Genomic DNA, 16,133 nt, shown 5'->3' with positions numbered 1-16,133 from the left:
CAAGTGGTCCTAATTAACTGAGTTTTTTATATATCCAACGGGAGGGATGACGAAGACTAAAGATAAACTTTCTAAATCCACGCTTAAAGGAATAGCTTCAATCTCATAAAAATAATCTCCCTCTTTAAGTAAATGAATTTTACTAATTGTGGCTACTTTCAAACCTGCTGGAAAAACTCCATCCATTCCTGTTGTGACTAAAAGATCATACATTTTTAAAAGGGGAACAGCAGTACCTTCTTGATTCAAAGGTTTACCTGTTCTTAAATCTCTTCCATTACCCTCCTCGTCAGCAAAATCATAGTTAAATCCTGTTCCTTTTAAAATAAACGATTGTCCTCTTATATTTGGTCGTTTAATTCCTTGTAAATGACCTTTAGCAAGGTACCAAGTCTTTTTATGAGTTTTTAAAACTGTTTTTAAATGAGATAAAAACTTAGCAATCTGATCCGAGTCTTCTTTTGAAATAATTTTAGTGTTTTTTCGTTGTAATTGAATAAGAATAGATTCAATTTGTTCAGCAAGAAATAGCTCTTGTTCACCACCGCGAACTGCTCTTACAGAAGGGGTTAGGCCTGTGTCTGTAATTAATCGAACGCGTGATTGGTGAGTTCCTACATAATCGATGACACCAACAATTGTTTGTCCTACTAGCACAGGGCTGTTTTTAGCTATAATTTTATCATTTGGGGGATTATCAGATTCTCCAACATTAATCCACAAAGATTGGTTCCAAGTATCTAAAGAACGAAATATAACACGAGCAGGCTTGGTTTGGATTTGTAACTGAAGATTGGTAAAAAATTGTTGTTTAGTATGTTCTTGTTGTTTTTGTAAAATTTGAAGCTCTTGAGGATATTCAGTAGCTAATTTATTTAATTGAAATTGTAAAGACTGCTGTTGATCTAATAGTTCGTAAAGAGTTTTTAGATCATTATTCAACAATTGATTTGTAAGTTCAAGTTTTTGTTTTTCTTCTTGAAGAGAAAAATTTGTTTTGGAAGGCGGAGCTTCAAATGGGTGTAAAATAAAATGTTTAATATAAAGTAATTTGTTCCACAAAGGAGCCAGGAGAGCGACAGATTCTCCTCTAAGCTTGTCAGAAATCGGTCTTGAAAGGCTTAGAGAAAAAATTAAAGCAATAAAGATAATAAGGTAGGAAATGGCAAATTTTTTGTTCACTTAATATCAAAGCTCAAAAAAAATATATATAAACGTTTTATAAATTTAAAAAGATGATTACCTTTGTTTCAACTTAATGTCTTTATCTCACCAAGTCGTGAGGAAATTCGGATTTTTTAAGGTCGAGATGAATCACATTATTTGAACTTTCGGAGATTACTGCTTTTCAATATATTGCGAATAACGCGGTAAAAAGTAACTCCTCTACATGTTCCTAAAAATAGCCTGAAGTCACAAGATCGCCATCCTATTATGCCTGTTGAATATTTGGATAGCTCATTTTTGAACCAACCTTGAAGAAACACCTTTCAAGTGATTCACCAAAAAAGAAATCGTTACTTTAATTGAATAGTTAACAAGGATGCGCAGGTTTTCTTTTACCCCTTCTAAAAAAACCAAATGCACAGGCATGAGAAAAATACATATTCTTTCTGTTTTTAAACTTGTTGCCTGATTCATAAGCTAAATTGTAGCATGGATTTATAATTATTCGAAAAACATTTCAATTCCTTTTATATCCGACAAAAACAGGCTAAGGCATCACAAACCCAATTTAATAAATGCAGTTTTCTATATAAAATGAGGCTGCAGTCAATGCGATCATCGAAAAAACATTGGGTGAAAGAACGCATTGCTGTCCTGAATGTGAAATAAGGCTTTAAGAGATTTTAATGCAGTGCAAAATATTTTATCCTTCGGATTAGCTGGCCTGAGAATAGCTTTTAGAAGCTTCCACCTGTAAGCAGGAGCCTTCACTACTACATAACAGATGAAATTGCATTGACTACATATTCAATATTTTGAGTGTTTAATCCTGCAATATTGATTCGTCCGTCGCTAGGAATATAAATAGCAAATTCTTTCCGCAAACAATTGACTTGGGAATAATTTAATCCGCAAAAACCAAATAAACCAATTTGTTGGTGCAAGTAGTTTAAATTTTTATCTTCTCCTTTGACTAACAAAGAAGCAATAAATGTTTTCCGCATTTCAACAACTCGGTCACGCATATTTTTTAATTCTATTTTCCATTCTTCGGTTAATTCTGGTGAACTCAAGATTGTAGAAACAATTCGAGCTCCTTGAAGAGGAGGATTGGAGTAATTAGCACGAATTAAAAACTTTAATTGACTAGCTATAGATGGTATTTGTTTTTGTTGGGATGTCACAACAGTCAAAAAACCTACTCGCTCCCCGTATAAACCAAAATTTTTAGAAAAAGAGTAAGCGATCAACATTTCATGGCCTTCACTAGCAAAGTACCGAATAGGTAGTGCATCAAGTTCTAAATCTTTCCCAAATCCTTGATAAGCGATATCAAAAAAAGGAATGAGTTCATGTTTTTTAATCAGCTGAGAAAGCTCTTTCCATTGTTCAAAAGTTGGATCGACCCCTGATGGATTGTGACAGCAACCATGCAGAAGAATAATGCTTCCAGTTGGCATTTGGCGGATGGCTTGGCACATCCCTGAAAAATTTAATTTGTATGCATTAAAATCGAAGTAAGGATAGGAATCAATTTTTAAACCTGTTTTTTCAAAAACCTGTTTGTGGTTTGGCCACGATGGTTGAGAAATAAAAATTTTTTGGCAAGTAAGCTTATTTAAAAACTCTCCTCCTAAACTTAAAGCGCTTGTTCCTCCAACGGTTTGAACAGCAAAAAAATTTTTATTGGTAAACAAAGCGTGGTCTGAACCAAATAACAGCTCTAAAGAATTTTTTAGGAAAACACTATTTCCCTCTATCGGTTGATAATCTTTATTGAGATGTTTTTGAAGTAGATCAATTTCTGCTTTTCGGACACTTGTGAGAACTAGTGAATGCCCATCTGCAGTTTTATAAGTTCCTACACTCAAATTAATTTTTTGAGGATTTTGATCAAGAGAAAAGTCTATAGAGAGATTTAAAATTGGATCTGGTGGCAAAAGAGAAATATTATTAAAAAAAGGCATGAGGTCCCTTATCTTAAATGACATAATAAAGCTATGTCAGCAGAACTTTCCTGAATTTTTTAAAAACCTTTATTATACAAGAGCTTTAACATATCGGATGAATAAAGAATATTGAAAAAATGGAATTTTATTGCAAACTTTAGTCAAATCGATATGAAATTCGTGGAGAAAAAAAGTGATAAAATAGAGACCATCCATCCCATTTTTGATTTTTTCAAAAGTTCTTGACTGAATGTCATATTGAGGAGAGAGGGCAGGCAAAAATTTGCGGCCATACAAGTCATAAGCAAAAGTTATTTTTCCCATGTATGACTTTCCAATTTCGCACGCAAAAAATTAAAAGCACCATGCTTGGCGTACAACAAACCTAAGGACATGGTTTATTGATAAATATCTAAATAAATTTGAGTGTGTGCAATTTAATTGACTACCAGCCTTTCCAATAGAAAAAAGAGCAAACCCTAAGATTATTTGAGCAATCCCATATCGAGAACGATAAGTCGTGGACCATTGATGAAGCTTAAGAAATGTTTGCGGGGGCAAATATCCAATTAAATTAAAAGTATTGTCAGTTAATGTAAAAAAATAAATTTAAATGAGAAATTACTGTCGCCATGCTAGATATAATTTCATTGCATTATGAATAATATAATTTATTTTAAAATCAATTGCGATATAAAGACTGACTCAAATGAAGAATAATTATTTATTTGATCAAAAAAAACAAGATCATTACCATTGCTTTTCTTTTGGGGCGTTAGCTCAGTTGGTAGAGCGCAACAATGGCATTGTTGAGGTCAACGGTTCGATTCCGTTACGCTCCAGCTTCTTGATTTCTTTTTCTGGCATTTAATTATTTTTTGAGATGAGCGCTTAATAAAGTAGCCATTTTAAACATGTCTACAGGCTGCGTTGTTCCAAAAACTTGCGAAAGCTTGGCATCTGGTATAATTAGCCGTTTATTGTTTGTATCTTGAAGTTGATGTGTTTTAATATAATCCCAAACTTTTTTCGTCATGTCGCCACGGGTTATTTCTGAAACTTCTATAATCCCTCTTAATTCAGGAGAAACTTGATAAACAGGCATTTGCCTTACTTTTTTTGGTTTATCGGGGGGCGATTTGATTTTTTTAGTCGCTTTTGAAACATTAGCTTTTGCTGTTTTCTTTGTTTTTTCTTTAGTAGCTGTTTTAGCTGCAGCTTTTTTTCCTTTTTTCTCGTAGGGTGTGCGCGGATGATTGGGATATTTATTTTCTACCTGCTCTAAATTATTAACAATGACATCACATTCGGGGAAAGTCGAGCAAGAATAAAAAATTTTACCAAAACGAGATTTTCGAGCTACCATATGGCCGGGGCATTCGATAGCTGGGCAAGAAGGGAGATCTTGTTGCGATAGCGGTTCCTCACCTTTTTTAGGAATATTGATAATACCTTTGCATTCAGGATACTTCGTACAACCTAAAAATGCTCCGTAACGTCCGTGTCTAATTTTCATTTCAGAGCCACAATTAGGACAAGGTTGCTCCCAATCAAAGTCAGTAGCATAATCTTCTTTATTAAATGTAATTTCTTCCACAGGGGAAGAATAATCACATTCAGGATAACGAGAACATCCAAAGAAATACTTAGAACGAGCCCAAACTTTTTGTAGCTTGCCAATTTTACATTTCGGGCAATCAATTTCGGTCATGACTTTAGGAACAAATGCTTCTTTAAGAGCTATTTCCAAAGTGGGGTTAAATTGTTCCCAAAAATCTCGAATAAGGGTTTTCCAATCTTTCATATTTTCGGCTACACGCTCTAAATCGTCTTCCATAGCTGCGGTAAAGCCAATATTCATGATTTTTTGAAAACTAGTTTCTAACATTTGAGCAATAATTTGACCGAGTTCCGTGGGTTTGAGCCTTCCGTTTTCTTTAACCGTATAATCCCGACTTTGAATTTTATTCATAATTGCAGCGTAAGTCGATGGCCTTCCAATACCCGATTTTTCTAGTTCTTTTACTAAAGAAGCTTCTGTAAAACGAGGTGGAGGCCTTGTGAAAGCTTGCTCGGAAGTTAATTCTTGCAGGAAAAGCGTTTGTCCTTCTTCCAGTTTAGGCAACATTCGATTTTCATCATCTTTTTCGTCATCATCATTTTTTTCTTCATAAACAGCTAAAAAACCCTGAAATTTGATAATCGAACCTGTTGCTCTGAGTAAAATTCCTTCACCAGCTAAAATATCAGCTGAAACAGTATCGTAGATAGCAGCGACCATTTGAGAAGCTAAAAATCGTCGCCAAATCAATTGGTACAATGAAAATTGTTCTTTAGTTAGGTATGGCTGGACTTTTTCAGGTGTATTTTGCAAACTGGCAGGCCTGATTGCTTCGTGAGCATCTTGCGCGCTTTTTTGAGTACTGTATTGTTTAGGATCTGATGGAATAAAATCGCTACCATATTGCTTTTTTATGAATTCGCGCGCTTCTTGAACGGCCTCTGGAGAAATGCGCACTGAGTCTGTACGCATATAAGTGATTAAACCCTCTGGTCCGTCAGATCCAAGATCAACTCCTTCATAAAGCCCTTGAGCAATGTTCATCGTACGAGCGGAAGAAAAACCGTGGTGTCGGCTAGCTTCTTGCTGAAGAGTAGAAGTGATAAAAGGAGGAACTGGAAAACGTCGTTTTTCTTTACGTTCAACTTTTTTGACCTGATAAGGGCCGGGTTTCATTCTTTTTAAAATCGCGTCAGCTGCTTCTTTATTGTTAACAATTGTAATCTCTTTTCCTTCAATGGGTTCTTTCTCAAATCGTTTTCCATCAACAGAATACAATGCAGCTCGAAAAAGGCGATCTTCTTGATTAGTTTTTAAAATGGCTCCGATATTCCAATATTCGATAGGTTTAAAAGCTTCAATTTCTTTTTCACGATCCACCACTAATTTTAAAGCAACAGACTGAACTCTTCCAGCCGATAAGTAGTTTTCTCGCCCTCGTTGAATTCGTCTATTGAGTAAAGGGGAAATTTTATATCCCACAATGCGATCTAATAATCGTCTCGCTTGTTGGGCATTTACTAAGGCAATATCAATTTCTCTAGGATTTTCCAATGCCTTAACAACAGCATCTTTTGTAATAGAATTGAAAGAGACTCTTTTAATATTTGTATTAGGAGGAAGAACTTGAGTAATGTGCCAAGCAATAGCTTCTCCTTCTCTATCAGGATCTGGAGAAAGGTAAACGACATCACACTGTTTAGCTGCTTTTAAAAGCTTTGAAATGACCTCTTCTTTGTTAGGCATAATCGTATATTTAGGTTCAAAGTCATTCTCAATATCGATTCCAAATTCTCTTTCAGGTAAATCGCGAACATGGCCAATCGACGACTCAAAAATAAAATTTGTGCCAAGAAATTTTTTCAACGTTTTAATTTTAGCGGGTGATTCGACGATAATCAGCGCTTTACCCATGTTCTCACGACTCCATGATTGAAGAGCATATGTTAAATTTTATTGTAAAACTAAAGCTCTCTTTGATGTCTCTTCATTCTATTAAATTTTTTTATAAAATTTACCAGGAAATTCTTTAATTATTTTTTTTAAGACTAAACTCATTAGCAAGCTATTAACTTGTTGAATAGGGAGTTGAGCTCGTTTAACAATTTCTTCTATAGATAATTCTTCGACTGGCAATTTTTGTAGTAAATGGATCTCTTCTTGTTTTAAATGCACCAGATCTAAATGTTTTTGTTCAATTGGTGTTGTAAAACAGAAGGTATCAAGACATTGTACTATATCTTCAATATTTTCAACTAATATTGCTTTTTTGTTTTTAATTAGGGCATGATTTCCTCGAAAATTTTCTTGGTCAACTCTTCCGGGTAAAGCCCAGATATGTTTTTTTTGTTCAAGAGCATTTTCAATTGTGAGGATTGCTCCACTTTTGTGAGGAGCTTCTATCAACAGTGTGCCTAAACTCATTCCACTCACTAAACGATTTCGTTTAGGAAAATGACTGCGGTGGGGAGGTGTTGACATGGGAAATTCAGAAATAACAGCTCCTTTTTTTGCTATTTGATCAGCTAAATGATAGTTTTCTTGAGGATAAATATTCGCTAATCCTGAACCGATAATGGCTAATGTTCTACCTCCAGCTTCTAAAGCTCCTATGTGTGCAGCTGTATCAATTCCTCTGGCTAAGCCGCTTACGATTGTAAAGCCTGCTTGGGCAAGCTCGTAACTAAATTTTTTTGCCATTTCCAATCCATACAGAGTGGCTTGTCTAGTTCCAATAATAGTTATACTTTGATTATCTTGAGGCTTTAATTCTCCTTTTAGGTATAAAAGTGGGGGATGATCAGGAATATTTTGTAATTGCTTGGGATAAGAAGGATCTTTAAAAGAAATAAGATGAGTATGGAATTTTTCTACTAATTGAAGATTAGCAAAATGTTTTTTAGACTGGATGTGTTCTTGCCATTGATCTAAAATTTTTTGTTTAAATCCGGGTAAACGGCTTAGTTCCGTTATCGAAGCAGAAAGAGCCTTTTTTGCAGAACCAAAATAGTCTACTAAAAACCGCACTTTGACAGGTCCAATTAACGGCATATCCGTCAAAATCATTAAGGCTTCTAATTCTTCCAAATTCCCTCAATATTCTTCATACATTTCCACTATTTTAAAATTGAAAAATTAGATTGTTTTGAAAAGAGAAATTAAAAAATCTTTATGTATTAAGACTAGTTCTTTCTTTTTTTCTTTAAAAATTTCGAAAAAATTCTATTGTTTTGCCATTTTTGTTGACAGAGTATTTTTTATCAAATGAGGGTCTACATCAAAAATTTGTGTCACTTTACCAACTTTTTCAGGCAGAATGAGATTAATAGAACCATTTCGTCCCTTTTTATCTTTTGCCATTAAATAAGTGAAACGTGTAAGTGGAAAATGAGGTAAATGGATAGGTAATAGAGCTTGTTGACAAAGAGCATCTTGCCTTTGCATAGTTTCTTGCGTTGTTAAACCCATTTGACAACTTAAATAAGCAGCGCAGCTCATTCCAATAGAAACCGCTTCACCATGTAAATATTGATAACGGCTCATCATTTCAATTACATGACCAAATGTATGGCCATAGTTCAGTTGGGTTCTTATTCCCAAATCTTTAAAATCAGCTTCAACATATTTTTTTTTAATTGCACATGATTGTTGAATGATAATCTCGAATAATTTTTCATCTCTTTGATCTATAAGAGACCAAGAATTTTCAAGAAGTTCAAAAAGTGAGGGTGAGGCGATCATTCCATATTTAATAATTTCTGCAAAACCTGCTTGATAATCCCTTTTCGAAAGTGTTTTTAAAGTAAAAGGATCTATTAAAATTTTTTTAGGTAGATGGAATGACCCTATAATATTTTTAGATTTACCTGTGTTAATTCCTGTTTTTCCACCGATGCTAGCATCAACCATGGCAAGAAGGGTAGTTGGAAGATAAATCGTATCGATTCCTCTCATATAGCAAGAGGCTACAAATCCCGCTAAATCACAGATAACACCGCCTCCTAAAGCGATCACAAGAGAATATCGATCTAGCTGGTGTTTGATAAAATGTCGCCAGCACCTTGTTGTTTGTTTTAAGCTTTTACTCGTTTCACCTTCAGGGATCAGTAAAACGGAGAAATCCCAGCTGAGTTCAAAAAACTGTTTAGTTATTTTCTGCTCATACATTGCCCATAAATGAGGATGAGTTAGGATGACAACTTTTGAGTAAGTTAAAGACTCTAAATAGTATTTTAAATCATCTAAACAATGACTTTGAATGACATAGTTTGATGAGTTTAACATAATTAACCTTACGTTTTGAATTTATTTAATTGAAAATCAAATACTTCGTTAATTTTTTTTGCTAAGAATTTGAATGTAGATTGGTAATTCTACAAAATTAATGATAAAAAAGAAGCGGCTAATCATTAATTAGCCGCAAGTTTTCTTTACTAGAAAGAAACGGTAATAGTTCCGCTGACTTTAACCACTTGATAAAGTGGTTGAGTGTCTGCTGAATTAGTACCTATGGATAGATGTCGCGCCGGAACGAGTAAATTTAATTCTGAATCTACTCTTGCATATTCGTGAACATCTTCTAACGCGAGCGAGCTGTTATAATTGCTCACAATTATTCTCCATCTACCTTTTGAAAGGTAGTTAATTGAGAACGAATTTAAGCCGTCACTGAATGACACCCCTTTTTTGGTTTATGGGACGCTTAATTGTATTAATTCAACTAGCATCTTTAGCCAGAACAAAGAGAGCTATAGCTGATATCGCCAAAGCTAACTCACCGTCCTCTCAAATTGATCTTTATCTCGCTTATTACGAGTCTTATTTTTTTTTATGGCTTCGAAAAAATTCCCAGGCTTGTGGCTTCGAGCAATGATAGCCTAATGTCACCTCCTTTGGTGCTCCGTTGTTCCACTCTTTGAGAAATACAAGGGTCCCCACTCCCATCTACCAAAACTAGACAAGAGGATTTGCTCTGCTTTGCTTTAAAGATAAAAATTTAAAACAAATCTGAACAAAAAATAATAATTATTATTTTCATTTATCAAATAAAGATTAAATCTGCAAGATTGCTTCATCCAAAGTATTGTTTTTGATAAATGTTAATTTTCCAATTTATGATTTCTGTTGGTTTTTTCTTCCTTCAACAAATTGTTCTAAATTTATTTGCCCTGCTTGAAATAATTTTGTTGTGATGAGTTCAGCTTCCGAAAAATCTTTATTTCGATTGAGTGCGATTAATTGATCCCAAATGGCAACTGCTTCTGAAGCTTGGTTCAATTGCTCATGTAAAAGGGCTAATCGAATTAGATTATAGACAGAAAGCACAACATTTTCAGGAATTAGGGATAATTGTTTTTGTAGGTCATTCGCTTGCATTAATGCTTCTTTGTAAGATCCTTCACTAATGAGTAATGAGGTTTTTGCGTAATTTACATATAAATTTAGTTGATCAGGTTTTACTCGTTCAAACGTTGATTTAGCTAACTGTTTTGCTTCTGATGGTTGATTTTGGATAATGAAATATTGGGCTAAAACACCATCATATTTAGCATGGAGTTCAGGATGGCGAGCCATAATAGCTAATAGCTCTTGAATATGAGTTTTCTTAATGTCGGAAGAGCTGGTATTTTGTTCAATTTGTTGAAAAGCATTCGCAGCTTGTATAAAGTCGTTTTCAGCGTTTAATGTTTGTAAAGATAAAAAACGGTAGATAAAAAGCAAAGCGGCAAATAAGCCCAATAATCCCCATAAAAAAAAATGTTTGCGATCAGATATCCACAAAATCAAAGGATGATCTACCCAATCATCAGATAAGCTTGGTGATTGAAAAGGAGAAAATGTCGTTTTTTTATTCATAAGCATCACTGGTTTAAATTTTGTTTAACGAATTGTTGTGAAAAAATTTCTTAACAACCTTTTCTGCACATGCAAAGCGTAATTTCTTATAGATAATCTTTTTGATTAAAAAACTATAAATAAAAGCATGATATTTTTCAGCTATTTCTTGTAAAATTAAAAGTCCTTTATTAGCTATCACCTATCAAATCAAAGTTTGAAGTCTTTATATTAAAACTTAGACTAATAATTTTTTTCAAAATTCTATAATTATAATAATTTATTAGAACATGCAAGAAGAGACGACAAAAGAAAATAGAGATGATTTGAGAGAGGTGCTTCTTTCTCAAATTCAAATAAATCCTTACCAGCCCAGGCGTGAATTTAAGAAAGAGGAACTACAAGAGCTGGCAGACTCAATTAAAGCGGTGGGCATCATCCATCCGCCACTTGTTCGTATGCTTGTGGATTCTGAAAAATATGAACTCATTGCAGGAGAAAGAAGATTTCGAGCTTCCCAAATTGCTGGTTTAAAATCTATTCCTGTTTTAGTTCGAAAAACTTCTTATGTTCAATCAGCGCAAGCTGCTTTAATTGAAAATATTCAACGCATAGATTTGAATCCTTTAGAAATAGCTAAAGCCCTTAAACAACTGATGGATGATTTCAACTTTAGCCAAGAACGCCTCTCACAACAAATCGGTAAAAAAAGATCGACAGTGGCTAATTATCTTCGTTTATTGACTTTACCTATGACCATTCAAACTAGTATTTGGCAAGGGACAATCAGTATGGGGCATGCTAAAGCTATTCTTGCTTTAGAGTCAGAAGATAAGCAAAAACTATTACATGATTTGATTTTAAGAGACACTCTTAATGTACGAGAAGCTGAACAAGCGGCGGCTAGAATTAACCAAAAAGCAAAAAAACAACAATTGAGCTATGTTACGAGGGATTTTTATTTAGAACAATTGGCAGAAAAAATTCAGCAAAATTTAGGGACAAAGGTCGTCATACAAGGAAAAGGTAAGAAAGGACGTATTTCTATTGATTATTATAATCTTGATGATTTAGATCGGCTGTTAGATATATTTGGGATAAAAGATTAATTAAGGCTGAGGATAAAATGGAGAAAAAAAAATTGTTAATTCGAGGGATGCACTGTGTTTCATGCGCACAAAATCTTGAAAACAGTTTGAAGAAAGTTTCTGGATTACAAGAGATTCAGGTTGATTATTCGACTAGTCAAGCTGATATTATTTTTGACGAAAACAAAGTTTCATTTGCCTCACTAGAAAAGCATATAAAAAAAATGGGATATGAGAGTTATTCATTTAGGCATTCTTTAGATGAAGATAGACGAATAAAGCAAAAAGAAATTCAAAATTCTTTTAAAACCTTTTTGATCGCTGCTGTTTTGTCTTTGCCTTTTGTGATTCAGATGTTGGCGATGATGTCAGGATATGCTTTTTCCATTCCTCCAACATGGCAATTTTTTTTAGCCACCCTTGTACAATTTGGGTGTGGAGGAACATTTTATCGATCCTCTTTTTACGCTCTTAAAAACTGGCAAATTAATATGGATGTTTTGGTTGTTTTGGGATCAACTGCGGCTTATCTATTTAGCTTTTATGTTTATCTTTTAAAACTTTCTTACTCTTTTTATTTTGAAAGTAGCGCACTCATTATTACATTGATTTTATTTGGACGTTGGTTAGAAGCCGTCACTAAAGGAAAAACCTCTAAAGCACTAGAGCGTTTATATCATTTACAGCCTAAAATTGCTCGTATTGAAAAAAATGGTGAAATTATAGAGGTGGATGTTGCCTCGATTCAAATAGGTGATATTTTTATGGTACGTCCTGGAGATCATATTCCAGTTGATGGATGGGTGATAGAAGGAGAGTCTTCCATCAATGAATCTTTGTTAACGGGAGAAAGTTTGCCGGTTTATAAGAAACAGGGATCGAAGCTTTACGCAGCGACAATCAATGAAACTGGTTACTTGAAAGGGCAGGCCTCTTCAGTTGGATCCGATACAATTTTAGCTCAGATTCTTCGAGCTGTAGAAAAAGCTCAATCTTCGAAAGCACCTATTCAAAAATTTGTGGATAAAATTTCTGCAGTTTTCGTTCCCTGCGTACTTCTAATCAGTTGTTTGACGATATTAATTTGGACATTCCTAATAGGTGATTTTACAGATGGATTGGTTAATGCGGTCTCTGTTCTGGTGATTGCATGCCCTTGTGTTTTAGGATTAGCCACGCCGGCAGTTCTTGCGGTAGCAAGTGGGGTTGGGGCACAATACGGAATATTTTTTAAACAAGCTTCTTCGATCGAGCAGGCTGAAAAAATTAAATTTTTATTTTTGGATAAGACTGGCACCTTAACGAAAGGAGTTCCCTCTGTAATGGGAATCTATCCAAATGCCAAATATCTTAAGAATGACGTATTACAAATAGCAGCTTCGCTTGAAAATTGCTCTTCCCATCCTTTAGCTAAGGCGATATTAAATGAGGCCAAAGAAGAGAGAATTCTTTTAAAAATTGTCAAAGAATTTAATTTATTTATTGGAAAAGGAATTACAGGAACAATTGATGAAAAGGTTTATTATTTAGGCTCTGCCAACTTTGCAAAAGAAATGGGAATTGAAATCGACCCTGCTTTTTCTCTTCTTGAAAAACAAGGAGAATCGCTGGTCTTTGTTTGGACAGACCAACATTTATTAGGCATGATTACCATCATGGATGAGCTAAGAAAGGAAAGTATGGAAGTAATTCGTTTGTTGAAATTGAAAGGAATTTATCCCATCCTTTTAACTGGAGATCGAAAATATCTTGCTGAAACTATTGCAAAAAAAGTGGGGATTGAAGATGCGCGGTTTGAATTGCTTCCAGACAATAAAATGCAGATTATCCGAGAAGCTAAAAGTGGTGGAAAAGTAGGAATGATTGGAGACGGAATTAACGATGCTCCAGCTCTTGCAGAAGCTGATGTGAGTTTTGCTCTTGCCTTTGGTAGCGATATTGCTATTGAAGTCGCTGATATTACTTTAATACGAAATGATTTAATGAGTTTAGTGGACGCTATAGATCTTTCCCAGCAGACCATGCGTAAAATGAAATATAATTTATTTTTAGCATTTATTTATAATATTCTTGCGATTCCTTTGGCAGCTTTTGGACTTCTTAATCCAATGATTGCGGCAGGAACAATGGCAATGAGCTCTGTTTCTGTGATCGCCAATGCGTTATTACTACGTTATTGGAAGCCAGAAATAAATAGAAATAATGTTGAGAGGATTGTCAAAGTTTAAAATGGGAAAACAAATTTTTATTACAGGAATAGCCGGATTCATTGGCTTTCACCTCGCGCAAAAGCTTGCAAAAAGAGGAGATCGTATCATTGGATATGATAATTTTAATCCTTATTACGATACCCAGTTAAAACGCGATCGTGCGTTAAAATTATCAAAATTGGGCATTGAAATTATTGAAGGAGATATTCAAAACTATGAAAAGCTGCAAAATAGTATTCTATTGCATCAAACAACCCATTTGATCCACTTAGCTGCACAAGCCGGTGTTCGTTATTCATTACAAGAACCGGCCACTTATCTTAAAACCAATGTAGATGGATTTTTAAATATTTTAGAAATTTGCCGCTCTCATCCCCATTTAAAATTAATTTATGCATCCTCGTCTTCCGTTTATGGCCTAAATACGAAAGTTCCTTTCTCTTTAGAAGATCGTACCGATCAACAAGCAAGCTTATACGGAGTGACTAAGAAAACTAATGAATTAATGGCTAAAACTTATCATCATCTATTTGGAATCTCTTCAATTGGGCTACGTTTTTTTACAGTTTATGGGCCTTGGGGTAGGCCAGATATGGCTTATTTTTCGTTTGCAAACGCCATTGTTCAAGGAAAACCTATTGAAATTTTTAATGAAGGTAAAATGCAAAGAGATTTCACGTATGTGGATGATATTGTGGAAGGAACCATCGGAGCCATAGATACTGAAATTTCATTAGGCGTTTTTAACTTAGGTAATCACAGACCAGTTGAATTATTATATTTTGTATTATTGTTAGAAAAAGAGCTGGGGATTAAAGCTCATAAAATATGGCTGCCCATGCAGTCTGGTGACGTTGTTGCTACCTTTGCTGATATCCAGGAAAGCACGAAACAACTTGGTTTTCAACCTAAAATTTCTATTGAAGAAGGCCTTTGTAGATTTGTGAAATGGTATAAAAACTACTATAATTTATAAAAAATTAGGGATTTTATTTATTATCAAAGTATTTTTTGATTGGTCGTTATGAGTTTAGCCGGTTATATGTCAATTTATTTCGATTCGATATATGTCAATACGGAAATTCACCAAGAGGAAAAATCCTTCTCTTAGCTCAAATTTCTGAGATTCAATATAAATTTGCATTTTTTTATTTTTTTATTTTCTCTATTCGATTAATTTGCAATATCAACCTAAATTTCTGGGTGGATTTGCTCAAAAATCGTTTAGCGCGTTAATTAATTTCGGAAAAGTCTAATTTGAAAAGACAAAAGGATCTTTTATGCATCGTTTAACACTTTGGTTGGTTTGTACAGCTATTTTGATTTTAACCAGTTGCCAAACAAAAGTGATAGGAACTGGTCCTTGGGTAAAAAAAATTGATTCTGAAGAATTATCAAAAATTGTGATTAGTTTTTCGGCTAAGATGAAAATAGATAAACATTTAGAGTTAGAAGATTCGTGGGTAACTTATGAAGATTATATCAAAAAATTGTGTTTGCATTATTCTTCTCAGAGACTTTTAACTGTTTATGACGCTCGTCTCTTATTGGTAGAATTGGTTGAAGAGCTTCTTTATAGAATTAATAATAATTCTATTATTAGCTACGAAGTAGAACATTTTCCTTTTACAGCTGATGACCTTGATCTGAAAATCAATTTTGAAAGTTTTTACGGTCGTTTTGCTGACGAACAATATGTAGGTCTGATTTCGTTACAAGCCGGATGTGCTCATTTTTATGCTTTTGACCAAAAAAACCGAGGTATTGATTGGACAAATGATCGATTTGAACCGTATACGAAAAGCCGTGAATTAGCATTCATTAAAAGGGAAGTAGACCTTCCTTTCACGGATATGCATGAAACAAATTCTAGAGGACTTAATAAAGGCAATCTAGATGGAACTTATTTTCAATTGCAATCACAGTATTGAATTAAAGTTAACTAGCCAATGCTGAATAACAAAATACTTTGTTTAGAACCTACCGAGAGGTAGGTTTTGTGAATATAAAAAATTTGCTGGAGATTGAGCTTTCATTTGTTAAAGCTGCAAATTGCAATTAAATTCACTTATATTAATTTAATCTCTAAAACATGTTCCTTTAGATATACAAGATCTGCTTTGCATTGGAAAACAATTAACGATCGAAGATTAATATAGTTACTGAGTATGACATTGCCCTATAATTAGATCCATTTAAAATAGAAAATTCCACTACCTATACATTATTGTTTTTAGCTCATAAGTCTTTCTAAATTCTTTCGTAGAAAGACCATCTAGCGCGATATGAGGACGCCATTTATGATAATCTTCTCTCCATTCTT

Annotated in this window: 13 protein-coding genes and 1 tRNA gene; 6 read left to right on the top strand and 8 right to left on the bottom strand. The window is 34.1% G+C overall.

The genetic code is table 11. The features are described from left to right. Positions 1 to 9: 9 nt before the first annotated feature. The 3 genes from BU804_RS08485 to BU804_RS08470 all read right to left on the bottom strand — a co-directional run bounded on the left by BU804_RS08485 (position 10) and on the right by BU804_RS08470 (position 3,440). Complete coding sequence (locus BU804_RS08485) at positions 10 to 1,182, bottom strand: rod shape-determining protein MreC (RefSeq protein ID WP_079988674.1); 1,173 nt, start codon at positions 1,180 to 1,182, stop codon at positions 10 to 12. 758 nt (positions 1,183 to 1,940) lie between these two features. Beyond that, positions 1,941 to 3,134 (bottom strand): amino acid aminotransferase, encoded by a 1,194-nt coding sequence (locus tag BU804_RS08475; RefSeq protein ID WP_075883723.1) that lies wholly within the window; start codon positions 3,132 to 3,134, stop codon positions 1,941 to 1,943. Positions 3,135 to 3,206: 72 nt separating this feature from the next. Further along, positions 3,207 to 3,440, bottom strand: a complete 234-nt coding sequence (locus BU804_RS08470) for a hypothetical protein (RefSeq protein ID WP_075883722.1) — start codon at positions 3,438 to 3,440, stop codon at positions 3,207 to 3,209. Between the two features lie 445 nt (positions 3,441 to 3,885). On the opposite strand from BU804_RS08470, the gene BU804_RS08465 reads away from it, so the two are divergent. After that, positions 3,886 to 3,958, top strand: a tRNA-Ala gene (locus tag BU804_RS08465). 29 nt (positions 3,959 to 3,987) lie between these two features. On the opposite strand, the gene topA is transcribed toward BU804_RS08465, so the two are convergent. From topA to BU804_RS13495, 4 genes are all read right to left on the bottom strand, one after another. Next, positions 3,988 to 6,591 carry a type I DNA topoisomerase gene (topA, locus tag BU804_RS08460; RefSeq protein WP_075883721.1) on the bottom strand — a complete coding sequence of 868 codons (2,604 nt, stop codon included), beginning with the start codon at positions 6,589 to 6,591 and terminating at the stop codon, positions 3,988 to 3,990. 81 nt (positions 6,592 to 6,672) lie between these two features. Further along, a complete protein-coding gene (dprA, locus tag BU804_RS08455) occupies positions 6,673 to 7,764 on the bottom strand; it encodes a DNA-processing protein DprA (RefSeq protein ID WP_079988673.1) in 1,092 nt (363 codons plus the stop codon). A 135-nt stretch (positions 7,765 to 7,899) separates the two neighbouring features. Next, a complete protein-coding gene (gene aroB / locus BU804_RS08450) occupies positions 7,900 to 8,961 on the bottom strand; it encodes a 3-dehydroquinate synthase (protein ID WP_075883720.1) in 1,062 nt (353 codons plus the stop codon). A gap of 149 nt (positions 8,962 to 9,110) precedes the next feature. Then, the gene (locus tag BU804_RS13495) at positions 9,111 to 9,287 is read right to left on the bottom strand and encodes a hypothetical protein (protein WP_155117067.1); all 177 of its coding nucleotides are present in this window, start codon (positions 9,285 to 9,287) and stop codon (positions 9,111 to 9,113) included. Positions 9,288 to 9,349: 62 nt separating this feature from the next. Between BU804_RS13495 and BU804_RS08445 the strand changes: the two genes are divergently transcribed. Then, positions 9,350 to 9,550 carry a hypothetical protein gene (locus tag BU804_RS08445; RefSeq protein WP_075883719.1) on the top strand — a complete coding sequence of 67 codons (201 nt, stop codon included), beginning with the start codon at positions 9,350 to 9,352 and terminating at the stop codon, positions 9,548 to 9,550. A 239-nt stretch (positions 9,551 to 9,789) separates the two neighbouring features. On the opposite strand, the gene BU804_RS08440 is transcribed toward BU804_RS08445, so the two are convergent. Beyond that, positions 9,790 to 10,533, bottom strand: a complete 744-nt coding sequence (locus BU804_RS08440; RefSeq protein ID WP_075883718.1) for a tetratricopeptide repeat protein — start codon at positions 10,531 to 10,533, stop codon at positions 9,790 to 9,792. Positions 10,534 to 10,802: 269 nt separating this feature from the next. Between BU804_RS08440 and BU804_RS08435 the strand changes: the two genes are divergently transcribed. The 4 genes from BU804_RS08435 to BU804_RS08420 all read left to right on the top strand — a co-directional run bounded on the left by BU804_RS08435 (position 10,803) and on the right by BU804_RS08420 (position 15,741). Then, positions 10,803 to 11,621 (top strand): ParB/RepB/Spo0J family partition protein, encoded by an 819-nt coding sequence (locus BU804_RS08435; protein WP_075883717.1) that lies wholly within the window; start codon positions 10,803 to 10,805, stop codon positions 11,619 to 11,621. Between the two features lie 17 nt (positions 11,622 to 11,638). Next, on the top strand, positions 11,639 to 13,828 hold the full coding sequence (locus BU804_RS08430; protein ID WP_075883716.1) for a heavy metal translocating P-type ATPase: 2,190 nt from the start codon (positions 11,639 to 11,641) through the stop codon (positions 13,826 to 13,828). A 1-nt stretch (position 13,829) separates the two neighbouring features. Then, on the top strand, positions 13,830 to 14,786 hold the full coding sequence (locus tag BU804_RS08425; RefSeq protein WP_075883715.1) for an NAD-dependent epimerase: 957 nt from the start codon (positions 13,830 to 13,832) through the stop codon (positions 14,784 to 14,786). A 304-nt stretch (positions 14,787 to 15,090) separates the two neighbouring features. Then, a complete protein-coding gene (locus tag BU804_RS08420) occupies positions 15,091 to 15,741 on the top strand; it encodes a hypothetical protein (protein ID WP_075883714.1) in 651 nt (216 codons plus the stop codon). Positions 15,742 to 16,133 lie beyond the last annotated feature (392 nt).

Source organism: Candidatus Protochlamydia sp. W-9, from assembly GCF_001950615.1.
Classification (GTDB): domain Bacteria; phylum Chlamydiota; class Chlamydiia; order Chlamydiales; family Parachlamydiaceae; genus Protochlamydia; species Protochlamydia amoebophila.
This window is presented reverse-complemented; position numbering and strand designations above follow the sequence as displayed.

Excerpts from the sequence above, each read along its gene's own strand:
- topA (WP_075883721.1), bottom strand. The coding sequence starts at position 6,591 with ATGGGTAAAGCGCTGATTATCGTCGAATCACCCGCTAAAATTAAAACG.
- BU804_RS08475 (WP_075883723.1), bottom strand. The coding sequence starts at position 3,134 with ATGCCTTTTTTTAATAATATTTCTCTTTTGCCACCAGATCCAATTTTA.
- BU804_RS08430 (WP_075883716.1), top strand. The coding sequence starts at position 11,639 with ATGGAGAAAAAAAAATTGTTAATTCGAGGGATGCACTGTGTTTCATGC.
- BU804_RS08445 (WP_075883719.1), top strand. The coding sequence starts at position 9,350 with ATGACACCCCTTTTTTGGTTTATGGGACGCTTAATTGTATTAATTCAA.
- BU804_RS08440 (WP_075883718.1), bottom strand. The coding sequence starts at position 10,533 with ATGAATAAAAAAACGACATTTTCTCCTTTTCAATCACCAAGCTTATCT.
- BU804_RS08425 (WP_075883715.1), top strand. The coding sequence starts at position 13,830 with ATGGGAAAACAAATTTTTATTACAGGAATAGCCGGATTCATTGGCTTT.
- BU804_RS08435 (WP_075883717.1), top strand. The coding sequence starts at position 10,803 with ATGCAAGAAGAGACGACAAAAGAAAATAGAGATGATTTGAGAGAGGTG.
- BU804_RS08420 (WP_075883714.1), top strand. The coding sequence starts at position 15,091 with ATGCATCGTTTAACACTTTGGTTGGTTTGTACAGCTATTTTGATTTTA.
- BU804_RS08470 (WP_075883722.1), bottom strand. The coding sequence starts at position 3,440 with ATGGGAAAAATAACTTTTGCTTATGACTTGTATGGCCGCAAATTTTTG.
- aroB (WP_075883720.1), bottom strand. The coding sequence starts at position 8,961 with ATGTTAAACTCATCAAACTATGTCATTCAAAGTCATTGTTTAGATGAT.